This window comes from Kluyvera sp. NPDC087067 (assembly GCF_044745165.1).
Classification (GTDB): domain Bacteria; phylum Pseudomonadota; class Gammaproteobacteria; order Enterobacterales; family Enterobacteriaceae; genus Kluyvera.
In genome coordinates this window covers 224,582-248,052 of the sequence record NZ_JBIUZS010000005.1, presented here as the reverse complement: position 1 = coordinate 248,052, position 23,471 = coordinate 224,582, and the positions used below count along the sequence as shown (strand labels likewise).

Here is a 23,471-nt window from a genome sequence, read left to right as displayed (position 1 = left end):
TGATAAGCGCAGCGCCATCAGGCGGGATCGAGCAGATTGCCGGGTGGCGGCGCGAGCGCCTTATCCGGCCTACGATTGCATTGATTACCCACCCGCACAAAAGTAACCGTAGGCCTGATAAGCGCAGCGCCATCAGGCGGAATCGAGCAGATTGCCGGGTGGCGGCGCGAGCGCCTTACCCGGCCTACGATTGCATTGATTACCCACCCGCACAAAAGTAACCGTAGGCCTGATAAGCACAGCGCCATCAGGCGAAACCGAGCAGATTGCCGGATGGCGGCGCGAGCGCCTTATCCGGCCTACAAAGGTAGCCGTGATTAATACGTCACATTAATCGTCACCGTATCCACATAATCATCCGGCTGATAATTAGCGCTGGGGGCTACGACGTATACCGTACGGTTAACCGCAAGCCCAGTACCTGTCCCGGCGACCGTATTGGCCGTCAGGCTTCCCCAGGGTGTCCCGCTTAAACCCGCCGTTGAATTGAGCTGGTAGGGAACGAGATCGGTATTGGTAGCGGCGTTGTTCTTACTTTTCATCACCCCGCTGCCCGCGGTGTTGTTGTTGGAAGGTGAAAGGCCAACGGTATACGCGGTGGTGTTGGTGCAGGTCATCGTAAAGTAGTTGTTGCCGGTGATATTGGTACTGGTAGAAGGCACCGATCCCAATGAGACATTATTGGCGAGGCCAATGTTGCACTGTTTATCGATATTGGCATTGACGACAAAAGGGATGCCTTGCAGCACCGTAGCGCCACAACTGTTCGGCGGTGCGAGCAGCGCGCCATTAATAGTCACGTAGGCGGTGGCCGCGGTATAGGTATCAATATAATTTCCGGGTAATGCCGTGGTTTGCCCGGAGGGAACTCGGGCTTCCATTACGATGCTGCCGCTGACCGTGGTGATATCTAGCAGGTTGATATTCACCATTGGGAAAGTCCCGTTTCCGGCGTCCTGGTTGCCCCAGACGACGCTCGTTCCGCCGGCGTTCTTATAGTACAACTGGTAATTCAACGAACCGCCGCTGGTGGTCATTTTACGGGTGGCGATGGTATTGCCCCCGGGCGCGCCGAGGTTGAAGCACAGGGTGTAGCCCCCAAGCAGGTCGCCGACGACTTTTGAGCACGTATAGTTGAACGTGACGGTGGTGATTTTATCGCTTGTCGCAAAGGGATCGACCGCGCCAAACGCGACGGTTGATACGGTGGTGACCGAGCAGTTAACGGCGTAACTCTTTGCCGGAAAAAAACAGATCCCGACCAGCACAATCAGCACTCTTAACCACATCATGCTTACTCCTTATTGGCAGGTTAACGGCCCAATTTGCGGGATATCCCGCGCCGCTTTCGGGTAGTCGAATTGCGCTGAACAGGCACCTTTGCTGGTGGAAACCCGCAGCGTGTTATGTTCTTGCAGGGTGTCGAAATAGACCATGCCATCGAAGCCCACCATCGCGCGTTGTCCCTGCGCGCCGTTCAGCAGCACCGACGAACCTTCCGCAATCACGGCCCCTTGCGCGTCTTTTAATACAATCAGTGCCGAACGCACCGGTTTCACCGTAAAGTTCACCAATGTGCCGGAACGATCGGCGGGGATCGCGACCACGTTGACCGGATCGATCCGCATATTGGCGGGGAGATCGAGAGGATTAATGGCGATCTCATTATTCTGGTAACTATTCAGATTTGGCACCAGCAACAGCCCCTGGCTATCGCTGGTGCCGATAAGATTGTTTTGCAGAATAATGGGTACGTCGGGGATACCGTCGGTGGATACGACCGCAAAGCCGTTGTTGATGGTCTGTGCGGCAAACAGTCCGCCGCCCATCATCACTAAAGAACCGTCTGCGCCGGCATAAGCTGACTGATTACCGGACAGCCGACTGTAGCCACCGTAAACTTTGCCATAGCGCCCCAGATAGCCCAGCTCCCCTTGTCCATTTTGCTCAGACTTCTGCCGATTAAGCGCCAGATTCCAGCCCCAGCCGCCGTCGGAGGACTGTGATTTACTGGCATTAAGCATATAGCTCATCTGGTCGTCATTACGCTGCACGGTGCCGCTGGCGCTGATGTTGTTATCAAACGATACGCTCAGCATCAGATACATGCTGCGGTCGCGGCTATCATCAATATTTTGATTCAGCCCTGCGTTGAGATACACCCGTTCGGTCAGTGACTTATACCAGTTGGCGTTGGTGTAGCGCTGGCTGGATTCGCCGGGCGTGCGGAACTGCAAATAGCCGACGCTAAAGTTGCCGAGGGTGTCGGAGCTGTACCCTACGACGGTGCTCTGGTTGAGGGACGGCGGCGCTTGCCCGTAACGGGTGGCGACATCGTGATAATCATTTGCCGTCGCGATGGTGGAGGTGCTGAAGCTAAAGCGGTTATTGCTCCAGCGATAGCCCACGCTGTAGAGAAAACCGTTTTTTCCGGCATCATTGCTGACCGCCAGCGCCGTCGAAAGGGTGCCGCTGGTGCCGCCGGGGATCCAGTCGCTGCTTAACCCCATGTTGACCAGACTTTCGGTCGCTTCGCCGTGGGCGCCTGCGGTTAATGCATTGCTAAAACCGTGCCGCCAGGTGCCGCTAAACGCGGGTGTGCTGGCATAATCAAAAGAGGTGTAACCGTAATTATTACGCACCACGCCCACTTCTGCCGACCACTCGGTTATCCCGCTACGCAGCAGCGATTGATCGTTATAAAACGAGAAGTTCTGCACCGTTGTTTTGCCCAGCGCATCGGTCATCGTCACCTGTGCATTGCCCGCGCCGTTGATGCTTGGCAGGGTGTTTATCTCAAAGTTACCCGCCGGAACCTGGCCGTTATAGTACTTCACGCCGTTCATATACAGCTCGACGCTGGAAGGAAGCGTCGCCGAGCCAAAGAAAGAGGGCAGCGGCGTGGTGGGCGTGTAAGGTTGAAGATTGTAATCGGTGCCAATTTGCAGCCCGGCAATACGCGTCGGGCGCGACCAGTTGAGCGAACTGGTCAACGTGTCGCCCACCGTCACCGCCAGGATTTCGTCGGGAAACGACGATCGCCAGCTGGTGTCTAAGCGGGTAAGACCGTTATTCATACCGTAGCCATCGTTTTCTTCGCTCAGGTAACGGGCAATCTGCGTGGAGCTAAGCACGCCGAGTGAGCTGAACGCCCGCAGTTCGCTGAAAGCGCTGGCATTGTTCTGCGCATCCTCCTCCTGCGAAGCATAGAGATCGTAATTCAGCACCATGCCGCGCGAGGCGGACGCCGTCGGGCTTATGACATTCTGCTGGTTAATCTGGGTGGTTTGCATATCCAGCGCCGAGAGCGGCGCCGTCAGCGCCAGGCTTTGCAGCTGCGCGTTGTATTGTATTTCTAACTGGGGAATATCATTAAGACAGACCGGATCGGGCGTTTTGGCGGGTACCCGAATGCCGATTCTGCGCAGGCTGTCGGCGCTGGCATAGAGCTTATCTTTATCCAGCCCAAAGCGCGCCAGCCCAATTGCGTTCTGGTTTAACGTGACATCCAGATAGAGTTCGATACCCGCCAGCGGTTTGTCATCAGCAATGACCTCATCCGGTGGGGAATCGGGCGCTTTCATTTCCGCAGATGTGCTCCTTGCTATAAATAACACGTTGAAAAATATCAAAATTAATATACGGATTGGCACGCTATAGCGTTTGTACCGTTTTTTCGCCATTGACCATGACTTCTAATTTTTCTCCCAGGCTTACGCTTGCGGGTAACGGCCAGCGCATTGTCGAGCCGGGTAAGACATAGCCTAATAATCCGGGGGTAATATTTTTCCGGCTGCCTGCGGCGGTGATGAGAGTCACTTCAGATAATTGCGCGTGTCCATCGCCCTGATTCTTAACTTCCAGCCAGGCGCGCCCGTCGCTGCGCTGTAATTGCCACTGCAATTTGGCGTAAGTATTGGTGACACCCGGCGGCTGAATAAATACCGGCACGGAGTAGTGCAAAACAAATTGCAGGTTACTTTTTTTGGCTATTGCCTGCGGTAATTCATTAATCGACAGGCGATAAGCATCTTCGACCTTGGTCGGTGAACCGGTGCGGATCACGCGAATAAGCTGTTTCCCACCCGGGGGAATGGTGAGCATCGGCGGGCTTATTACCAGCCCCTGCGACGCAGCAAGCTGATCGCGATATCCACTCTGGCTCCAGCGATATACGCGCACCTGCGCATTAATCGCAGTATCGCCTGAATTGCTTAACCAGATGCCTTCCGCCCGCTGAGTTTGCTGTAAGGTCAACGTGACCGGTGTAACCTGTAATCCGCTGGCTGCGGCATAGCCGCTAAAAAGAAGTCCAATAAGCGCACATTTTTTCCAGTTCATATTCTTCCTTGAATTAATAGGTCACGGTGACGTTCACGGTGTCGGTATACACATCCGGTGTAAAGTTGGCGTTGGCGACAATCGCATAAACCGTGAGTGACTGAGCCGCACCGCTCCCGGTGCCTGCTACCACGTTGCTGGTACCCGCGCCGGTATCATTTCCCCAGATAGCCCCGACGGAGTCTTTCGCCAGCTGATACGGGACTTTGTCAGTATTGCCGCCGATGGCCCCCGACATCTGCCCCGCACCCGTCGTGCTGCTACCCGTTGGGGCGAGGCCGACGGTATAAGGCGTTAATCGCGAACAGGTTACGGAAATATTCGTATTCGCCGTGACCCGCGGTGAACTGGCCGCCACGCTGCCAAAATTTATTGGCGTGCCGGAAGTGACGCTACACGATTTAGTTATCGTAATTTGCACCTGAAAAGAACTGGTGGCAGTGGCCGCGTTCGCCGTTGAAATAAAAGCAGATGCCAGACAGAATAAAATGAATTTAATAGGCGTGTTCATAGGATTGACCCCTATACAGGTATTATTTTTCCCTGGTAAAACAATAATGTATGAAGCTAGAGTCCCTGATATAACTGTAGAATAGGTCGTTAAATTCTGCCAATTTGGCTTAAGACTAATTTATTAAAAGTTGTACTTAGGTCACTTTATTGTAGAAGGGATTTAAATTGACGAAATATAGGATATATTTGTCTGGTAAGTGATTACAGTTTATAGAATAGTCGGCAGTGCGTTAAAGGTGAAAGAAGAAAATTAATTAGCATCATATTTAATTAATGGTTTGATTTATTTTAGCTGTACTTAAATAATGGTTTTTATTTTCAGATTCTTCTTTTGATTATGGTAACCGTTACCGAAATTTTGACTGTGATGATGATGGGGCTAGGCCCGTCAATGAAGCCTCTCAAGCTTGAGAGGCTGGATGTCCCGTCGCTAAAGGACTGCATTACCCGGCGCGATAGAGGTCAGATGATTACTGCTGCTTACTGCAAGGAAGCTCCTGACTTAAGGCGATCATGGCCAATACTGAGGGATTGTACTTTGTACGTTCCTTAGGATGACTCTGGAGATAATTACCGACAATATCGGCCTCCTGACCAATAGTGACACTTCCATTGCAGACAATGTTTTCTTGCGACAACGTTCCCGCAACGCCCGCTACAAAGGACATATACATCACGGCGGTCTGCTCATCCTGCACGTTCAAATAATCAAATCCCTTTTCATAAAGCTGATAGCCATGATAGAGCGAATTGCCATCAATATTCAGCGCAGATTTTGCTAATGCAGGCGCTGAAAAGCAAAGCAGTAGCATCGCAGGATAGATAACTTTACCCATCATACGAGCACCAGCCGCCCTTATGATGCGAACCGGTGCCACCGTGCGGATGCTCTCCTTTTGGACAAGCAACAGCAGCTGATGATGCGGTAACCGTAATAAGTGCGATAACCATTGCCATAAATATTTTTTTCATAAATAACCTGTATTATTAATATAAAATAAACATATCTTCAGTTTGATATTTTTTATTGATATTGTAAGGATAATGACATCAATACCTATTGGTATTTTGGCATAGGCTATTGGGATACTTGGTTACTTATATGACTTAATATAAGGTAGAGAGAAACTTAAATGAGATAGTCAATCTATGAGTAGCCTGACGACTGGAAAACATTCACGAGCATGTGCCTTACGTATGGGATATGAAGAATTCCCGGATGAGAAAGCATACGGTGGAGCTTATTATATTAAAGATGGTCTGAAGTGGATATTTACTATCACAGGGCTGAAAAAATACTTAGGTATCGATAATGATGATGAGTTGCGTAATGAAAATTATGATGTCGATACCTATTATCGTATTGAGTCTGAACCAGAATCAGAAAATGATGACATGAAATCGCTTTATGATGATTTAGCGATAGAGGATGGACAGCCTGTGTATTTAGAAGGCGGAATGTACCTTTACCCCGACGGCTCAATTCGATGAGGTTTTCTGGTAGGCCGGATAAGCGTATGCGCCATCCGGCACTTGCCGGAAAGGGTGATGTAGGGAGTAGTTTTATCCCCACTGTGCTGGCAATATCCCATATTTAATGGGCGTTCGATTTTTGCTGCGGTTAAGTTTGGGATAGCATGCCGATAACCCGTAATCAACTCCTTGATCGTTAATAGGTACAGGAGATTTAGATAGCTTTATGTCAATTATATCGCGGAAAGACCTTAGGCGGCAGTCAATCACCGCATTTTAAAATGCGCGTAAATCCGACATTGAAGGAGCAGTTGGAGCCGTTGGTGATAGAAGAGGGGGTAAGCCTCGCCAGCTGGTTGAAAGAACTGGCGAGAGAGGTATTGAAAGAAAAATGAATTACGGGAAAGGCTAATTAGATATTAATTTCTACTCTTAGCGGATTCGTCTAGCATAATTAGAACGAACGTTCTTATTTATAAAGGAATTCAGCCCTTCGCCCAGATTCGCGAGACGAATCATTTCCTGCACTGCTTGCAGACCTGGTGCTGTTGCATTGTACAAATAACATGATCCATCTGAAAAACAAACGGTAATAGAATTCTCGGTAGCCTCAAATTCGGTAATGCCTGAATCATGGCCTCTATTTTGATAAACAGTCATATCCAATACCTCTAATGATTAAAAACTAAGTCATTCTTAGCTACGAATAATTATACTGATTATTAAAATTATTTAATTCGGGAAGATGGCTTGATTATATTTATGGGAGGAATGATTACTTATTGGATTAACCGAATCATTAATTTTTGATCATAAAGATAGGTTTTGGAGAAATGTATTGGAGAGATAATTGGCGGAAGATCACAGGAGTCGAACCTGCCCGGGACCGCTGGCGGCCCCAACTGGATTTGAAGTCCAGCCGCCTCACCGGAGACGACGATCTTCCGCGCCTCTATTGCTACATGGAGGCAGCGGACATTATAGCTACTTTCAATCATTTACCACATCCCCCAGGCACATTATTTCTCGCATGAATGACGCTCCAATGCTGGACTTTGGATAAAACCCTTCCTTTTCCAGAGGTTACCTTTGGGGAGTGCCGAACGTTTTTCACCGCCGTCGTACATTATCTCGCCATTACCCCGACAATTAACGCAAATCTCTTCAAAATTGCCCTATTTTTAACCACATAAGTCTCTCTCTGGCGGGATTTTCTCAGCGACGGTGAACCTACGTGGACAGCGTAAACGTACCGGGACACAAACCGTCAGGTCTGGAGACAGCGATGGCAAATAAGATGAAGAAACAGAATTTAAGAGGGGGGGATAAATACCAGAAGAAAAGCGAATTTTGGCGGAGACCGCAGGAGTCGAACCTGCCGGGAGCCGTGAACGGCTACCACTGGAATAAAATCCCAATCGTCTCACCGGAGACGACGATCTTCCGCGCCTCGATTGCTACATGGAGGCGGGGCGCATTATAGCTACTTTCAAGCAGTTACCACATCTTTACTTACATTTATTTCTATTCTGCTTTACGTCGTTAGCATCACGTAAACAGAAATCCTCACAAAATCCGTAAGTTACACTTCGACACACTCTATCCGCCCATCCAGATCACAGAAATTAAGAAACGTAATTTGATAACGAGATATCGCAATTCACCTTAATGCGCTGATGGTTTACAAATCTTGTAACCGGTTCCGGCGTGGGCTCGGCGCAAAGGGGTTTGAAAGATGAAGAGTGAAGTATTATCTGTCAAAGAGAAGATTGGTTATGGCATGGGCGATGCTGCCAGCCATATCATTTTTGATAACGTCATGCTGTACATGATGTTTTTCTATACCGATATTTTCGGTATACCCGCAGGTTATGTCGGCACCATGTTCCTTCTGGCGCGCGCATTGGATGCGATCTCTGACCCGTGCATGGGGCTGCTGGCTGACCGCACGCGGACTCGCTGGGGCAAGTTCCGCCCGTGGGTACTGTTTGGCGCGCTGCCCTTTGGCATTGTATGTGTGCTGGCGTATAGCACACCGGATCTGAGCTATAACGGCAAACTGATTTATGCGGCAGCCACCTACACGCTGCTGACGCTGTTCTACACTGTAGTCAATATTCCTTACTGCGCGCTGGGCGGCGTGATTACCAATGACCCGACGCAGCGCATCTCTCTGCAATCCTGGCGCTTCGTGCTGGCGACGGCGGGCGGCATGCTCTCTACCGTATTGATGATGCCGCTGGTGAATCTGATTGGCGGCGACAATAAAGCGCTGGGCTTCCAGGGCGGGATTGCGGTGCTGTCGGTGATTGCCTTTGCGATGCTGGCGTTCTGCTTCTTCACCACCAAAGAGCGTGTGGAAGCGCCGCCAACCAACAACTCAATGCGTGAAGACCTGCGCGATATCTGGCAAAACGACCAGTGGCGAATCGTGGGCCTGCTTACCATCCTCAACATCATGGCGGTCTGTATACGCGGCGGCGCGATGATGTACTACGTCACCTGGATTATGGGTTCTCCGGCGCTGTTTACCGCTTTCCTGACCACTTACTGCGTCGGCAACCTGATTGGCTCGGCGCTCGCTAAGCCGCTGACCGACTGGAAATGCAAAGTGAGCGTCTTCTGGTGGACCAACGCCATTCTGGCGGTGCTGAGCCTGGCGATGTTCTTTGTCCCGATGAACGCGAGCGTCATCATGTTTGCTTTCATCTTCGTGATTGGCGTTCTGCACCAACTCGTGACCCCGATTCAGTGGGTCATGATGTCCGACACCGTTGACTACGGCGAGTGGCGCAACGGTAAACGCCTGACCGGCATCAGCTTTGCAGGCACGCTGTTTGTGCTGAAGCTGGGTCTGGCGCTGGGCGGGGCGATGATTGGTTGGATGCTGGCAGGGGGCGGCTATGACGCGGCGGCCAAAGTGCAAAACCCGACCACCATCAGCATCATTATCGCCCTGTTCACTATCGTACCGGCCATTTGCTACCTGCTGAGCGCCGTGGTGGCGAAACGCTTCTACACCCTGAAAACCCCATTCCTCATCAACATGATGGCGGAACTTGCGAGCGGTGCGCATCGCAATCAGCAGGATTTTGAAAACGTATCTATGAATCAATCTTTAGAGCATTAAGAGGACGAACTATGAAGATCAGTGATGGAAACTGGATGACCCAACCGGGTCTCAACTTGATTCATCCGGTCCAGGTGTTTGATGTTGAACAGCATGGCAATGAGATGGTGTTTAACGTGGCGCCGCGCGATGTGCGTGAACGTGCATGGCAACTGGATACGCCGCTGTTCGCCATTCGCTTTTTCTCCCCGCAGGAAGGGGTGATTGGGGTACGAATTCAGCATTTCCTGGGGGCGCTGGAAACTGGCCCACACTACCCGTTGAACGTGCTGAAAGATGTGAACGTGCAGATTCAGGACAACGCTGAATTTGCCGAGCTGAAAAGCGGCAACCTCAGCGTGCGCGTCACCAAAGGTGAATTCTGGTCGCTGGACTTCCTGCGTAACGGCGTGCGCATTACCGGCAGTCAGCTGAAAAATAACGGCTACGTGCAGGATACCAACGACAATCGCAACTATATGTTCGAGCGTCTGGATCTGGGCGTTGGCGAAACGGTTTACGGCCTGGGCGAGCGCTTTACCGCGCTGGTGCGCAACGGTCAGAACGTGGAAACCTGGAATAAGGACGGCGGGACCAGTACCGAACAGTCCTACAAAAATATCCCGTTCTATCTGACCAACCGTGGTTACGGCGTGCTGGTCAACCATCCTGAAAACGTCTCCTTCGAGATTGGTTCGGAGAAGGTGTCGAAAGTGCAGTTCAGCGTGGAAGGCGAGTATCTGGAATACTTTGTCATCGACGGCCCAACCCCGAAAGAGGTGCTGAACCGCTATACCCAGTTCACCGGGCGTCCGGCGCTGCCGCCAGCGTGGTCGTTTGGCCTGTGGCTGACCACATCGTTCACCACCAACTACGATGAAGCGACGGTGAATAGCTTTATCGACGGTATGGCGGAGCGCGATCTGCCGCTACACGTGTTCCACTTCGACTGCTTCTGGATGAAAGCCTTCCAGTGGTGCGACTTTGAGTGGGATCCGGTGACCTTCCCTGATCCAAAAGGCATGATCCAGCGCCTGAAAGATAAAGGGCTTAAGGTCTGCGTGTGGATAAACCCGTATATCGGCCAAAAATCGCCGGTATTTAACGAGCTAAAAGAAAAAGGTTACCTGCTTAAGCGTCCAGACGGTTCAATCTGGCAGTGGGATAAATGGCAGCCGGGCCTGGCGATTTATGACTTCACCAACCCTGAGGCCTGTGCGTGGTACGCCGATAAGCTCAAAGAACTGGTGGCGATGGGCGTCGACTGCTTCAAAACCGACTTCGGCGAGCGCATTCCAACCGATGTTCAGTGGTTTGATGGCTCTAACCCGCAGAAAATGCACAACCACTACGCCTTTATCTACAACGAAATGGTGTGGAACGTGCTGAAAGAAACCGTGGGTGAGAAAGAAGCGGTATTGTTTGCGCGTTCAGCCTCCGTGGGCGGCCAGCAGTTCCCGGTGCACTGGGGCGGCGACTGCTACGCCAACTACGAATCCATGGCGGAAAGCCTGCGCGGCGGCCTGTCGATTGGCCTGTCCGGCTTCGGATTCTGGAGCCACGATATCGGCGGCTTCGAAAATACCGCGCCTGCGGATGTGTATAAGCGCTGGTGTGCGTTTGGTCTGTTCTCCAGCCACAGCCGCCTGCACGGCAGCAAATCCTACCGTGTGCCATGGGCGTACGATAACGAGTCCTGCGACGTGGTGCGTTACTTCACGGAAATGAAGTGCCGGATGATGCCGTATCTGTATCGTCAGGCGGCGCTGGCCAACGAGCAGGGCACGCCAATGCTGCGCGCGATGATGCTGGAGTTCCCGGACGACCCGGCGTGCGATTACCTCGACCGTCAGTACATGCTGGGCGATTCGCTGGCCGTTGCGCCGGTGTTTACCGAAGCGGGCGATGTGCAGTTCTATCTGCCGGAAGGCCGCTGGACGCATCTGTGGCATAACGACGAAGTGCAGGGCAGCCGCTGGCATAAACAGCAACATGATTTCATGAGCCTGCCGGTTTACGTGCGCGACAATACGCTGCTGGCGATGGGTAACAATAACCAGAAGCCAGACTACGCATGGCATGAAGGCACTGAATTCCAGCTGTTCCACCTGGAGGACGGGCGTGAAGCGGTGTGCGAAGTACCGGCGGCGGATGGTTCGGTTATCTATACGCTGAAGGCGAAACGTCAGGGCAACGTGATCACCGTTAAAGGTAACGGTCAGGCGAGCGGCTGGACGCTGTGTCTGCGCAACGTTCAGCAGATTGCTGGCGTGCAGGGCGGTACTCAGGCGGGTAGCGAGCTTGGCGTGGTGGTGACGGCGCAGGGTAATGAGCTGGTGATTACACTTTAAGTTTGAGCTTGCCCCCTTACCCTAACCCTCTCCCCTTGTGAGAGGGACGGGTGAGGGAATAGTCGCTCGATCAATCCTGTTGATACTGTGGGTATTGAGAACCCGTAGGCCTGATAAGCTATGCGCCATCAGGCATAACCGAGCACATTGCCGGATGGCGGCTACGCCTTATCTGGCCTACATCAATCTGTAGACCGGGCGAGGTGCGTCAGCATCGACCCCGGGGTGATTCAGGGAAACATCCCGGCGGCGCTCCGCTTGGCCGGGCTACTTTATTTCTCCACCCTGCATTTGCTGCGTCACTTCCTGTTTCGCCATATTCACCGCATGAAGCTGCCCGTTCACCGTCGGTTTGAGCGGCGCATCGGCCTGAATGCTGGCGCTGGCGGTAAGCTGAATATTTCCATCCCCATTAATCGCGAGCTGCGGCCAGCCCCATTGTTGCAGGATATTTAACGGCACGCCGCGCCCGTTTAACGTCACGCTGGTGTGGCGCTGCGGTTGCTGCGATACCGTGGCGGTGGCTTCCAGAATACCTTTTTCGGTGAAAGCGCTCAGTTTGGTGATGTTCACATTCGAGGCATCGGCGTTCAGCGCCATCGATGGTCTGCGTACGTCAACGCGGTTAAAGGTTGCCGCCGCGCCGTTAAGCGTTGCGCTGCCGCCCCAGATGCCCCACTGACGGTTTTTCGCCAACTGGAGGTTTGCGCCATAGCCGTCCAGCGCCGTGACCTGCCACGGGAACTCGGGATCGATATCAATCACCAGATTACGACTCGCGCCGAATTTTTTCACGGTAACGCTTTGCAACCATTCTGGCAGTGGCATCATCCACAGGGTTTTCCAGTTCTCCGGCAACGTGTACTCCAGCCCGTCAACCACGGCCTCGTCCAGAACTAACGCATTGCCAGCACGCAGCCAGTTACCGGAACTGCGCACCATGCCGCCTTCCCAGCGTGAGGTGAACTGGCGCAGCGCGATACCCTGCGGGGAGAGCTCCGCGTTGAGAATAGGCTCAAGCAGATGTAGCGAGCCGTAGATAAACTCGCTCGCATTCAGCGAAATCTTGCCATCGGTGCTTTGCCATCCGCCGTCGCTGAGCGTCAGGTTGCGCAAGTTGAGGTCAAGATCGCTTACCGCCCAGTCCGGGCCTTGCAGGCTGGCATCGGTCACATCCAGACGGCCAATCTGGAGAGAAGGAACCGTCGTCAACGGTGCCAGGAAATCGAGCAGCGATTTGTCGCTTTGCAGACGGATATCGTTCAGGCGCAAGTTGTCCACCACCCAACTTCCGTCGCCGTTACGCCGGGCGTTGCCGGTCAGCGAACCGCGCGCCATATCGGCCCCGACGGTGGTTAATGTGACTTCGCCGCCGTTAATATCACCCTCAACTAAAGCGTTGGTCGCCGGGACGCCGTTCAGCGACAGCGAGCCCGCGCTCATCTGAATATGTGCTTTTTTCCCCAGCACGTTACCGGCTTCCGGTGACCAAGGCGCCACCCCGCCTGAAACGCGCTGAGCGCTGAGCTCCCAGCCGGTTTCTGGGCTATTCAGCGCCATATTTCTTAGCTGTAAACGGTCGGCGGCAAACGGCAGCGGCGCATTTGACGGCGAGAGATTCAGCGTTCCGTCCTGCAATAAAATGGTATCGACATGCAGCGGGTCGGTTATCTGGCGCGAGCTCAGGCCGATATCAACATCTTTGGCAACCAGCGTTGCAGGTTTGCCATCACGGCCAAAGGTGACGTTTTTCAGCAGGATATGCGAAGGGGATGAGAAGCGATGATCCATCGCCTCAAAGGTGATTTGATAGGCACTGTTATCGCTAAGCCAGTGGCTCATCTGACGTGCGCCCCAGCGTGTTTGCAGCGCAAAGTAAAAGGCCAGTATCACCAGCAGCAGGGCGATCAGTAGCCAGATAAGCAGCTTTCCAAGAAATTTCATGATCTTCCATCCTGAGAAGGGCACATAAACCTGTTATGCATGATTTGTGCGCAATGCTCAAGGCAGGAATCGTTTAATTCGATGTCAGCGGCAGTGGACAAGGCCACTGCCGCTTGGGGCTTACTCTTTCTCTGGCGGGAAGACCAGGTTCAGAATAATTGCCGTGATCCCACCGGCGGCGATGCCGGAGGAGAGCAGATTTTTCAGCCAGTCCGGGGCGAACTGAAGGATTTGTGGCTGCTGGGAAACGCCAAGGCCGACGGCCAGTGACAGCGCGATAATCAGAATCGCGCGGCGATTCAGCGCTTCACGGGAGACAATACGAACACCGGAAGCGGCAATGGTGCCGAACATCACAAGCGTTGCGCCGCCGAGAACCGGTTCTGGAATATGCTGGACGAAGCCGCTTACCGCCGGGAACAGGCCGAGCACGATAAGCATCAATGCAACTACGAAACCAACGTAACGGCTGGCAACCCCGGTCAACTGAATCACGCCGTTGTTCTGCCCGAAGCAGGAGTTGGGGAAGGTGTTGAAGATGGCGGACACGCAGGAGTTAAGCCCGTTTGCCAGCACGCCTCCCTTGAGTCGCTTCATATAAAGCGGGCCGGAAACCGGCTGCTCAGAAACATCGGAGGTGGCGGTGATATCGCCAATGGTTTCAAGCGAGGTGATCATAAACACCAGCATCAACGGCAGCAGCAGGCTCCAGTCGATGCCCAAACCGTAGTAGAGCGGGGTTGGAACCATAATCAGACTGCCGTTGGTTGGCGCGGTATTCGCCGGCAGCATATCGAGCGCCCAGGCCACAAGGTAGCCTGCCGCCATCGCAATCACCAGTGAAGCGATGCGCAGGTAGGGATTACGCTGACGGTTAAGCAGAATGATAATCGCGAGCACCACGCCTGCCAGCAGCAGGTTTTTCGGTGCGCCAAAGGTGTTGTCCGCCATTGCCGCGTAGCCACCACCGATGGAAGTCAAACCCACCTGAATCAATGACAGGCCGATAATCATCACCACAACGCCCGACACCAGCGGGGTGATCACCCGGCGTGCCAGATGGAGCACACGGGATAAAGCCATTTCGGTGAAGCTCGCCAGCATCAACGTGCCGAACAGTGCCGCCATCATAGTAGGGACATCCGCGCCGCCGGTTTTCAGCGCCGTTCCGCCCATAATCAGCGGGGCGACAAAGTTGAAGCTGGTGCCCTGAATCGACAGCAGACCTGAGCCCACCGGGCCCCAGGCTTTAATCTGAATGATGGATGCCACACCGGAGGCGAATAACGACATGCTGATAATATGCTGGGTGTCCTGGGCGGGCAGCCCCAGTGCCTGGCAAATCAGTAGCGCGGGGGTGATCACCGCGACAAACATCGCCAGCAGGTGCTGAAGGGCGGCGAACAGGGTTTGCGGAAGCGGCGGGCGATCTTCCAGACGGTAAATTAATTCGCTGTTGTGCTTCTGCGCAACCGGTTGCGCATCGACGTGTTCGAGGGTGTTAGCGGACATCTTTTCAGGCCATCTCGTGTCGGAAAAGTGGCGATTTTAGCGGACTGGCTGGTAAAAGCAATCGGTTGCTTAGGTGTGCGACAAAATATTGCGGCAAATAACCTGATAAAACCTACGTATTAAGTGGGATGGGTTAACGAAATTGATGAGAAATAGTCCCTTTTTCTATCACTTTTTTCCTTTTCTTGCTTACACTTTGCGCCGACGCCTCATGATGAGGCGCTCACGACATCGGAAATTTGTCGCGTATGAATGGATCATGCGTTTAGTAAGGAGCTGCACTTATGTTTCATCTTGATACCTTATCAACGCTCGTCGCGGCAACGCTGGTGTTGCTGCTCGGACGACAGTTGGTCCAGAACGTCCCCTTCCTGAAGAAATACACAATCCCCGAACCCGTTGCGGGTGGCCTGCTGGTGGCGCTGGCATTGCTGGTGCTGAAGAAAAGCATGGGCTGGGAAATCGACTTTGATATGGGGTTAAAAGACCCGTTGATGCTGGCCTTTTTCGCCACCATCGGACTTAACGCCAACATTGCCAGCCTGCGTTCAGGCGGGAAAGTGGTGGGGATGTTCCTGGTTGTGGTTGTGGGGTTGTTGTTGCTGCAAAATGCGCTGGGCATCGGCATGGCGAAGCTGCTGGGGCTTGATCCTTTGATGGGTCTGCTGGCGGGGTCCATCACGTTGTCCGGTGGTCACGGTACCGGGGCAGCGTGGAGTAAATTGTTTATTGAGCGCTACGGTTTTACCAATGCCACCGAAGTGGCGATGGCGTGCGCAACCTTTGGTCTGGTGCTCGGTGGGTTGATTGGTGGCCCGGTGGCGCGCTATCTGGTGAAGCATTCTTCATCGCCAAACGGGACGCCGGATGACCAGGAAGTGCCGACCGCGTTTGAAAAACCGGACGTTGGGCGAGTAATCACCTCGCTGGTGCTGATTGAAACCATCGCGCTTATCGCCATTTGCCTGACGGTGGGTAAGGTGATTGCGCAACTGCTGATAGGGACGGCGCTTGAGCTGCCAACGTTTGTCTGCGTGCTGTTTGTTGGGGTGATCCTCAGTAATGGTCTGGCGCTGATGGGCTTTTACCGCGTCTTTGAACGCGCGGTGTCGGTGCTGGGCAACGTGAGTTTGTCATTGTTCCTGGCGATGGCGCTGATGAGCCTGAAGCTGTGGGAGCTTGCGGATCTGGCGTTGCCGATGCTGGTTATCCTCGCGGTGCAGACGCTTGCGATGGCGCTGTACGCTATCTTTGTCACCTATCGTTTGATGGGCAAAAACTACGATGCAGCGGTACTGGCGGCAGGTCACTGTGGCTTTGGTTTGGGCGCTACGCCTACGGCTATTGCCAATATGCAGGCCATAACCGAGCGTTTTGGCCCATCGCATACCGCGTTCCTGGTGGTGCCGATGGTGGGGGCGTTCTTTATTGATATCGTCAATGCGCTGGTGATTAAGCTGTATTTGATGCTGCCGATGTTTGGTTGATTGGATGCCCGTCCCGGCGTCGCTGCGCTCGGCCGGGCTACCGTAGATGCAGCCCGGGCGAGGCGTTTACGCCGACCCCGGGTAGGCTCGGTGATTACTCGTCGTGATCTTCCCACGCCAATGCGCGTTTCACCGCTTTCTTCCAGCCGCTGTAGCGATAGTTACGCTCGGTGGTTTCAATGCCTGGGCGGAACTCGCGCTCAATCACCGCTTTTTCCTGTAGCTCATCCAGATTCTGCCAGAAACCGACGGCCAGACCGGCGAGATAGGCTGCGCCCAGCGCCGTCACTTCGCGCACTTCCGGGCGCTCAACGCGCGTGCCCAGAATGTCGGACTGGAACTGCATCAGGAAGTTGTTGGCGACCGCGCCGCCATCCACGCGCAGGGCGTGCAGACGAATGCCGGAGTCAGCCTGCATTGCTTCCAGCACATCGCGCGTCTGGTAGGCGATAGATTCCAGCGTTGCGCGGATGATGTGGTTTGAATTCACGCCGCGCGTCAGGCCGAAAATCGCCCCGCGCGCATACGGATCCCAATACGGTGCGCCAAGGCCGGTAAAGGCTGGCACCACGTACACGCCGTTGGTGTCTTTCACTTTGGTGGCGAAGTATTCGGAGTCGAACGCATCGCTAATCAGCTTCATTTCGTCGCGCAGCCACTGAATGGATGCGCCCGCCATAAACACCGCGCCTTCCAGCGCATAGTTCACTTCGCCACGCGGGCCACAGGCAATGGTGGTCAGCAGGCCGTGGCTTGAGGCCACCGCTTTTTCACCGGTGTTCATCAACATAAAGCAGCCGGTGCCGTAGGTGTTTTTCGCCATCCCTTCTTTGACGCACAGTTGGCCAAACAGCGCCGCCTGCTGGTCACCGGCAATCCCGGCGATAGGAATACGCGTACCGCCTTTACCACCAATGTTGGTCTGTCCGTACACTTCTGATGATTTGCGCACGTCCGGCAGCATGGCGCGCGGGATATCCAGCACCTCGAGCATCTTGTCATCCCACTCGAGGGTGTTGATGTTAAAGAGCATGGTGCGCGAGGCGTTGGTATAGTCGGTGACGTGTACGCGTCCCTGGGTCATTTTCCAGATAAGCCAGGTATCGACGGTGCCGAACAGCAGCTCGCCACGACGCGCGCGCTCACGGGAACCTTCTACGTGGTCCAGGATCCACTTCACTTTGGTGCCGGAGAAGTACGGGTCAACCACCAGACCGGTGGTATTGCGCACATACTCTTCCATGCCGTCACGTTTTAATTTTTCGCAGATTTCTGCGGTACGGCGACACTGCCAGACAATCGCGTTATAGATTGGTTTGCCGGTTTCACGCTCCCACACAACGGTCGTTTCTCGCTGGTTGGTGATACCGATGGCGGCAATCTGGTCTGAATTAATATCGGCTTTCGCCAGCACTTCGACCAGCGTCGAGCTTTGGGTGGCCCAGATTTCCATTGGGTCATGCTCAACCCAGCCGGGCTTAGGATAAATTTGTTCAAATTCGCGCTGTGACACGCTGACGATGTTGGCGTCATGATCCATAACGACGGCGCGGGAGCTGGTAGTGCCCTGGTCGAGCGCAACGATATATTTTTTGTCAGTCATAATGAGCGTTCCGTAGTCAGATTACAGCGAAGCATTGTGTTGATTTTGGCTGGAGACCGCTTTCGGTTCTTCAACCTCGCAGGTGTCACACGGCAGGTGGCGGCCAATCAGCTTACGATAGCTGAATGCGCCCAGTGCGGCACCGACGATTGGCGCACACAGCGGCACCAGGAAATAAGGAACATCTTTGCCGCCGGTAAAGGCGACGTCGCCCCATCCCGCAAGCCAGGCGAAGGCTTTAGGCCCGAGATCGCGCGCAGGGTTCATCGCAAATCCGGTCAGTGGCCCCATGGATGCGCCGATAATCGCAATCAACAGGCCAATCAGCAATGGCGCCAGCGGCCCACGTGGAACGCCGTTACCGTCGTCGGTCAGCGCCAGAATCAAGCCCATCAGGATAGCGGTAATGACCATTTCTACCGCGAAGGCCTGCACAAAATTGATATGTGGATTCGGGTAAGTGGAGAAAACGCCGGCCAGTTCAAGGCTTTCTACGCTACCGCGCACCATATTGTGCGTGTGTTCGAAGTCGAAGAAAAGATTGTAGTAAAGGCCATACACCAGCGCCGCCGCGCAAAATGCTCCTGCAACCTGGGAGATAATAAATGGCACGACTTTGCGACGGTCGAAGCAAGCAAACAGCCACAAGGCGATGGTGACTGCCGGATTAAGATGCGCACCGGATACGCCAGCGGTCAGGTAAATGGCCATCGCCACGCCCAGACCCCAGATAATGCTGATTTCCCATTGGCCAAAGCTCGCGCCCGCCACTTTAAGTGCAGCAACGCACCCCACGCCGAAAAATATCAGTAACCCGGTACCAAGAAACTCTGCGATGCACTGGCCTTTTAAGGTCGATGTCTGGCTCATAATCGGAATCCTGAAGACAAATTAATGATTATTGTGTGCGTGAACGTTCAAGGCGCTCACGTTGCCATGTAGGCATAGTGTTAATTTATCGTTAACGAGCGTAAACGAGAAATATCGAAATCAAAATGTGTGTACCACGTCAAGAAATGAGCGTTTTCGCGCCAAATAATGAACGTTTTCGGAGCGAAAAGTGTGAGGAGGGAAACATTCGGCAGGCTAAACCGTTAACAATCTCACGAGAAATTGCGCAAACGCTCCAGGACCAGGCCGAAAATGGCGGAGAACCGTAATCTACAGGCTCTGGCGCTGGACAGGGGCGACGGCGCTCCATACAATCGACGATAAGCCGTGCGCTTAATTGGGTTAAGGCGTCACCGGGGTTCCGGGACGAGATCAACGCCTTGCAAGATCAGGAGATAGGACGATGTCATTAGAAGTGTTTGAGAAACTGGAAGCAAAAGTTCAGCAGGCGATTGACACCATCACGCTGTTGCAGATGGAAATCGAAGAGCTGAAAGAAAAGAACAACACGCTGGAGCAGGAAGTTCAGACTGCACAGCATAGCCGTGAAGAGCTGGAGCGTGAAAACGGTCAGCTGAAAGAACAGCAGAACGGCTGGCAGGATCGTCTGCAGGCGCTGCTGGGCCGCATGGAAGAAGTTTGATTCCAACTCTCCCTGGGCCGTGACTAAACGGTCTGGGGAAGCTCCCCTCTGATTTTCCCTTCTGAGTGAATTCGAGCAAACGCGCATCGCGTGTTACCGCCTCTTATATTTCAAAACTGCATAATCAATCTTTTTTTATTCTTTAATCATCGATTCGATTTCTGGCAGGCTAGCCTCATTACAACACAACAGATAAGAGAGCGGGCGATGAACAAGTGGGGCGTAGGGTTGACTCTTTTGCTGGCTTCCAGCAGCGTACTGGCTAAGGATATTCAATTACTTAACGTGTCTTACGATCCGACACGTGAGCTGTATGAGCAATATAACAAGGCGTTCAGCGCACACTGGAAAAAAGAGACCGGTGACAACGTGGTTATCCGTCAGTCGCACGGTGGTTCCGGTAAGCAGGCTACTTCCGTAATTAACGGTATTGATGCCGACGTGGTGACGCTGGCACTGGCATATGATGTTGACGCTATCGCCGAGCGCGGTCGTATCGACAAAAACTGGATCAAACGCTTACCGGATAACTCCGCGCCGTATACCTCCACCATCGTGTTCCTGGTACGCAAAGGCAACCCAAAACAGATCCACGACTGGAATGACCTGATTAAACCGGGCGTTTCCGTCATCACGCCGAACCCGAAAAGCTCCGGCGGCGCTCGCTGGAACTATCTGGCTGCCTGGGGTTACGCTTTGCATCACAACAACAACGATCAGGCCAAAGCGCAGGACTTTGTGAAGGCGCTGTATAAAAACGTGGAAGTGCTGGACTCAGGCGCGCGGGGTTCAACAAACACCTTCGTAGAACGCGGTATCGGCGACGTGCTGATTGCCTGGGAGAACGAAGCGCTGTTGGCAACCAATGAGCTGGGCAAAGACAAGTTTGAAATCGTGACGCCAAGCGAATCTATTCTGGCTGAGCCGACCGTCTCCGTGGTCGACAAAGTGGCCGACAAAAAAGGCACCACCGAAGTGGCGCAGGCTTACCTGAAGTACCTGTACTCACCGGAAGGTCAGGAAATCGCCGCGAAGAACTTCTATCGTCCACGTGATGCCGCGGTTGCGAAAAAATATGAAAACGAATTCCCGAAACTGAAGCTCTTTACTATCGATGAAGAGTTCGGTGGCTGGACGAAGGCGCAGAAAGAGCACTTCTCCAACGGCGGTACTTTCGACCAGATCAGTAAGCGTTAATATCCTGGCCCGGCCGAGCGAATGCGACGCCGGGATTTTGCACAGAGTATTCCCGGCGGCGCTTCGCTTGGCCGGGCTACCGTATCGTAGATCTGATACGCATCGCGCTAATATCCCCTCTTCTTGCCAGAAATGTTCTGTTGGTCACAAAACTGCGTTACTCTCCTCCCTCGGTTTGAAATGAGGGAACACAATGAAAAAACTAAAATATCTGCTGGCGATAGTGTTGATTGTGGTGATAGCGGCGGGAGCGGGCGGCTGGTACTGGGTGCATTCCAGTAGTCGCGATGCGCTACGCCAGATTGCGTTGCAACAATGTGTTCCCAACCAGCAACAGCATCGTACGCCTAAGCCGTGCGTCGACGTCAATCCGAACGGCGGTTACGTCCTGTTTAAAGACCGTAATGGGCCGCTGCAATATTTGCTGATGCCGACCTACCGCATTAACGGCACCGAAAGCCCGCTTTTGCTTGATCCACTTACGCCCAACTTCTTCTGGCAGGCCTGGCAGCGACGCGCCATTATGAGCGACAAACGCGGCTCGGCCATCCCGGATAGCGCCGTTTCGCTGGCGATAAACTCCCGTACCGGGCGCTCACAAAACCATTTCCACATCCATATTTCCTGCCTGAGAAAAGACGTTCGGGAACAATTAGACGGTGATATGGCGGCTATCAGCAGCCGCTGGCTGCCGCTGCCGGGTGGCCTGTTGGGGCATGAGTATCTGGCACGCCGTGTAACCGAAAATGAGCTGTCGCAGCGCAGCCCGTTCCTGATGCTGGCGGAAGAGGTGCCGGAAGCGCGCGACCATATGGGGAGCTTTGCGCTGGCGCTGGCACAGCAAAGTGATGGTTCACTGGTGTTGCTGGCAACGCAGCGAAACCTACTGGCTCTGAACCGCGCTTCTGCGGAAGAGATTCAGGATCATAGCTGCGAAATTTTGCAATAACCCCACCATATCTGGCGTTTACCTGTCATTCCTGTCGTCGTATTCTTGCTGAAAAAAACGACAGGAGACAGGTATGTCGCTCTGGTTGTCCCACCCTCTGTTCCTTCCCTCTATCATTGTTGGTGTCACTATCCTGCTGTGGGCAACATCGCTGCTGCCGGAGTTTATTACCGCGCTGCTGTTCTTTGCCGCAGCGATGACCGCCAAAATCGCGCCGCCCGACGTTATCTTTGGTGGCTTCGCCTCGTCGGCCTTCTGGCTGGTATTCAGCGGTTTTGTGCTGGGTATCGCTATCCGTAAAACGGGTCTTGCCGATCGCGCTGCGCGGGCGCTCTCCTCAAGGCTTACCGATTCCTGGCTGCTGATGGTGGGCAGCGTGGTGCTGCTAAGCTATGCGCTGGCGTTCGTGATGCCATCAAATATGGGACGTATTGCGCTGTTGATGCCCATTGTGGCGGCGATGGCGAAGCGTGCCGGCATTGAGGATGGCACCCGCGCGTGGTACGGGCTGGCGCTGGCGGTCGGCTTCGGTACCTTCCAGCTTTCCGCGACCATTTTACCGGCCAACGTGCCCAATCTGGTGATGAGCGGGGCGGCGGAAGGCGCTTACGGTATCCATCTCAATTATGTTCCCTATTTGCTGCTGCACACGCCGGTGCTCGGGTGGCTAAAAGGGGCCGTATTGATTGGCCTGATTTGCTGGCTGTTTCCTGGAAAACCGCATCCGCCGCAAACAGGCGAACCCTTACCGCCGATGAGCGGCAACGAGAAACGTCTGGCCTGGCTGCTGGCGGTGGTGTTGACCTTGTGGGTCACCGAAAGCTGGCACGGCATCGGCCCCGCATGGACGGGGCTGGTAGCCGCCGTGGTCACGTTACTGCCACGCGTTGGGTTTATTAATGGCGAGGAGTTTGCCAGTGGCGTGAATATACGCACCTGCATTTACGTTGCCGGTATTCTGGGGCTGGCTATCACCGTCACCCAAACGGGAATTGGCGCGGTGGTGGGGAACGCGCTGCTGCATATCATGCCGCTCAATGAAGACGCGCCTTTCACCAGTTTCCTCGCGTTAACGGGCATTACCAGCGCGCTGAACTTTATTATGACCGCCAACGGCGTACCGGCGCTCTATACCACCTTCGCGCAGAGTTTCTCTGATGCCACCGGTTTCCCGCTACTGAGCGTGATTATGATTCAGGTGTTGGGATATTCCACGCCGCTGTTGCCGTATCAGGCGTCGCCGATTGTGGTGGCGATGGCGTTAGGGAAGGTGCCTGCAAGGGCAGGAATGCTGCTGTGTCTGGCGCTGGCGGCGGTGAGCTATCTGCTGCTGTTGCCGCTGGACTATCTCTGGTATCAGGTGCTAGGGAAATTATAATAACGTGTCGGATGGCGCTACGCTTATCCGGCCTACAAAATAATAAAACCGGCCATAGGGCCGGTTTAAGCAGGCATCGT

General features: G+C 53.8%; 17 protein-coding genes and 2 tRNA genes. 8 read left to right on the top strand and 11 right to left on the bottom strand.

What is annotated here, in order from left to right:
• Positions 1-317: 317 nt before the first annotated feature.
• The 5 genes from ACIPDS_RS14885 to ACIPDS_RS14865 form a co-directional block, all read right to left on the bottom strand.
• Positions 318-1,292, bottom strand: a complete 975-nt coding sequence (locus ACIPDS_RS14885) for a spore coat protein U domain-containing protein (protein WP_400737239.1) — start codon at positions 1,290-1,292, stop codon at positions 318-320.
• A 9-nt stretch (positions 1,293-1,301) separates the two neighbouring features.
• A complete protein-coding gene (locus ACIPDS_RS14880; protein ID WP_400737236.1) occupies positions 1,302-3,584 on the bottom strand; it encodes a fimbria/pilus outer membrane usher protein in 2,283 nt (760 codons plus the stop codon).
• A 70-nt stretch (positions 3,585-3,654) separates the two neighbouring features.
• Positions 3,655-4,341 carry a molecular chaperone gene (locus tag ACIPDS_RS14875; RefSeq protein WP_400737233.1) on the bottom strand — a complete coding sequence of 229 codons (687 nt, stop codon included), beginning with the start codon at positions 4,339-4,341 and terminating at the stop codon, positions 3,655-3,657.
• Positions 4,342-4,354: 13 nt separating this feature from the next.
• A complete protein-coding gene (locus tag ACIPDS_RS14870) occupies positions 4,355-4,852 on the bottom strand; it encodes a spore coat U domain-containing protein (protein ID WP_400737230.1) in 498 nt (165 codons plus the stop codon).
• A gap of 472 nt (positions 4,853-5,324) precedes the next feature.
• Positions 5,325-5,693: a Rap1a/Tai family immunity protein gene (locus ACIPDS_RS14865; protein WP_400737227.1), complete on the bottom strand. Its 369-nt coding sequence runs from the start codon at positions 5,691-5,693 to the stop codon at positions 5,325-5,327.
• A 310-nt stretch (positions 5,694-6,003) separates the two neighbouring features.
• On the opposite strand from ACIPDS_RS14865, the gene ACIPDS_RS14860 reads away from it, so the two are divergent.
• Positions 6,004-6,345: a hypothetical protein gene (locus ACIPDS_RS14860; RefSeq protein ID WP_400737224.1), complete on the top strand. Its 342-nt coding sequence runs from the start codon at positions 6,004-6,006 to the stop codon at positions 6,343-6,345.
• Positions 6,346-7,178: 833 nt separating this feature from the next.
• Here ACIPDS_RS14860 and ACIPDS_RS14855 read toward each other — a convergent pair.
• Positions 7,179-7,273 (bottom strand) — tRNA-Sec (locus ACIPDS_RS14855).
• A 405-nt stretch (positions 7,274-7,678) separates the two neighbouring features.
• Positions 7,679-7,772: transfer RNA gene (locus ACIPDS_RS14850), tRNA-OTHER, on the bottom strand.
• 290 nt (positions 7,773-8,062) lie between these two features.
• Between ACIPDS_RS14850 and ACIPDS_RS14845 the strand changes: the two genes are divergently transcribed.
• A complete protein-coding gene (locus tag ACIPDS_RS14845) occupies positions 8,063-9,457 on the top strand; it encodes a glycoside-pentoside-hexuronide family transporter (protein WP_400737221.1) in 1,395 nt (464 codons plus the stop codon).
• An 11-nt stretch (positions 9,458-9,468) separates the two neighbouring features.
• A complete protein-coding gene (gene yicI / locus ACIPDS_RS14840) occupies positions 9,469-11,787 on the top strand; it encodes an alpha-xylosidase (protein ID WP_400737218.1) in 2,319 nt (772 codons plus the stop codon).
• Between the two features lie 267 nt (positions 11,788-12,054).
• On the opposite strand, the gene ACIPDS_RS14835 is transcribed toward yicI, so the two are convergent.
• A complete protein-coding gene (locus ACIPDS_RS14835) occupies positions 12,055-13,731 on the bottom strand; it encodes an AsmA family protein (RefSeq protein ID WP_400737215.1) in 1,677 nt (558 codons plus the stop codon).
• A 120-nt stretch (positions 13,732-13,851) separates the two neighbouring features.
• On the bottom strand, positions 13,852-15,243 hold the full coding sequence (locus ACIPDS_RS14830) for an NCS2 family protein (RefSeq protein ID WP_400737212.1): 1,392 nt from the start codon (positions 15,241-15,243) through the stop codon (positions 13,852-13,854).
• A gap of 284 nt (positions 15,244-15,527) precedes the next feature.
• On the opposite strand from ACIPDS_RS14830, the gene gltS reads away from it, so the two are divergent.
• Positions 15,528-16,730 carry a sodium/glutamate symporter gene (gene gltS / locus ACIPDS_RS14825; protein WP_166515243.1) on the top strand — a complete coding sequence of 401 codons (1,203 nt, stop codon included), beginning with the start codon at positions 15,528-15,530 and terminating at the stop codon, positions 16,728-16,730.
• Positions 16,731-16,824: 94 nt separating this feature from the next.
• On the opposite strand, the gene glpK is transcribed toward gltS, so the two are convergent.
• The gene (gene glpK / locus ACIPDS_RS14820; protein ID WP_400737208.1) at positions 16,825-18,333 is read right to left on the bottom strand and encodes a glycerol kinase GlpK; all 1,509 of its coding nucleotides are present in this window, start codon (positions 18,331-18,333) and stop codon (positions 16,825-16,827) included.
• Between the two features lie 21 nt (positions 18,334-18,354).
• Positions 18,355-19,203: an MIP/aquaporin family protein gene (locus ACIPDS_RS14815; RefSeq protein ID WP_400737205.1), complete on the bottom strand. Its 849-nt coding sequence runs from the start codon at positions 19,201-19,203 to the stop codon at positions 18,355-18,357.
• Positions 19,204-19,627: 424 nt separating this feature from the next.
• Here ACIPDS_RS14815 and zapB point away from each other — a divergent pair, with 424 nt between their 5' ends.
• From zapB to ACIPDS_RS14795, 4 genes are all read left to right on the top strand, one after another.
• Entirely contained in the window at positions 19,628-19,867 is a 240-nt protein-coding gene (gene zapB / locus ACIPDS_RS14810; protein WP_166515246.1) for a septal ring assembly protein ZapB, read from the top strand.
• 207 nt (positions 19,868-20,074) lie between these two features.
• On the top strand, positions 20,075-21,064 hold the full coding sequence (sbp, locus tag ACIPDS_RS14805) for a sulfate/thiosulfate ABC transporter substrate-binding protein Sbp (RefSeq protein ID WP_166515247.1): 990 nt from the start codon (positions 20,075-20,077) through the stop codon (positions 21,062-21,064).
• Between the two features lie 193 nt (positions 21,065-21,257).
• Complete coding sequence (locus ACIPDS_RS14800) at positions 21,258-22,013, top strand: CDP-diacylglycerol diphosphatase (RefSeq protein ID WP_400737200.1); 756 nt, start codon at positions 21,258-21,260, stop codon at positions 22,011-22,013.
• Between the two features lie 73 nt (positions 22,014-22,086).
• Entirely contained in the window at positions 22,087-23,391 is a 1,305-nt protein-coding gene (locus ACIPDS_RS14795) for an SLC13 family permease (RefSeq protein WP_400737197.1), read from the top strand.
• Positions 23,392-23,471 lie beyond the last annotated feature (80 nt).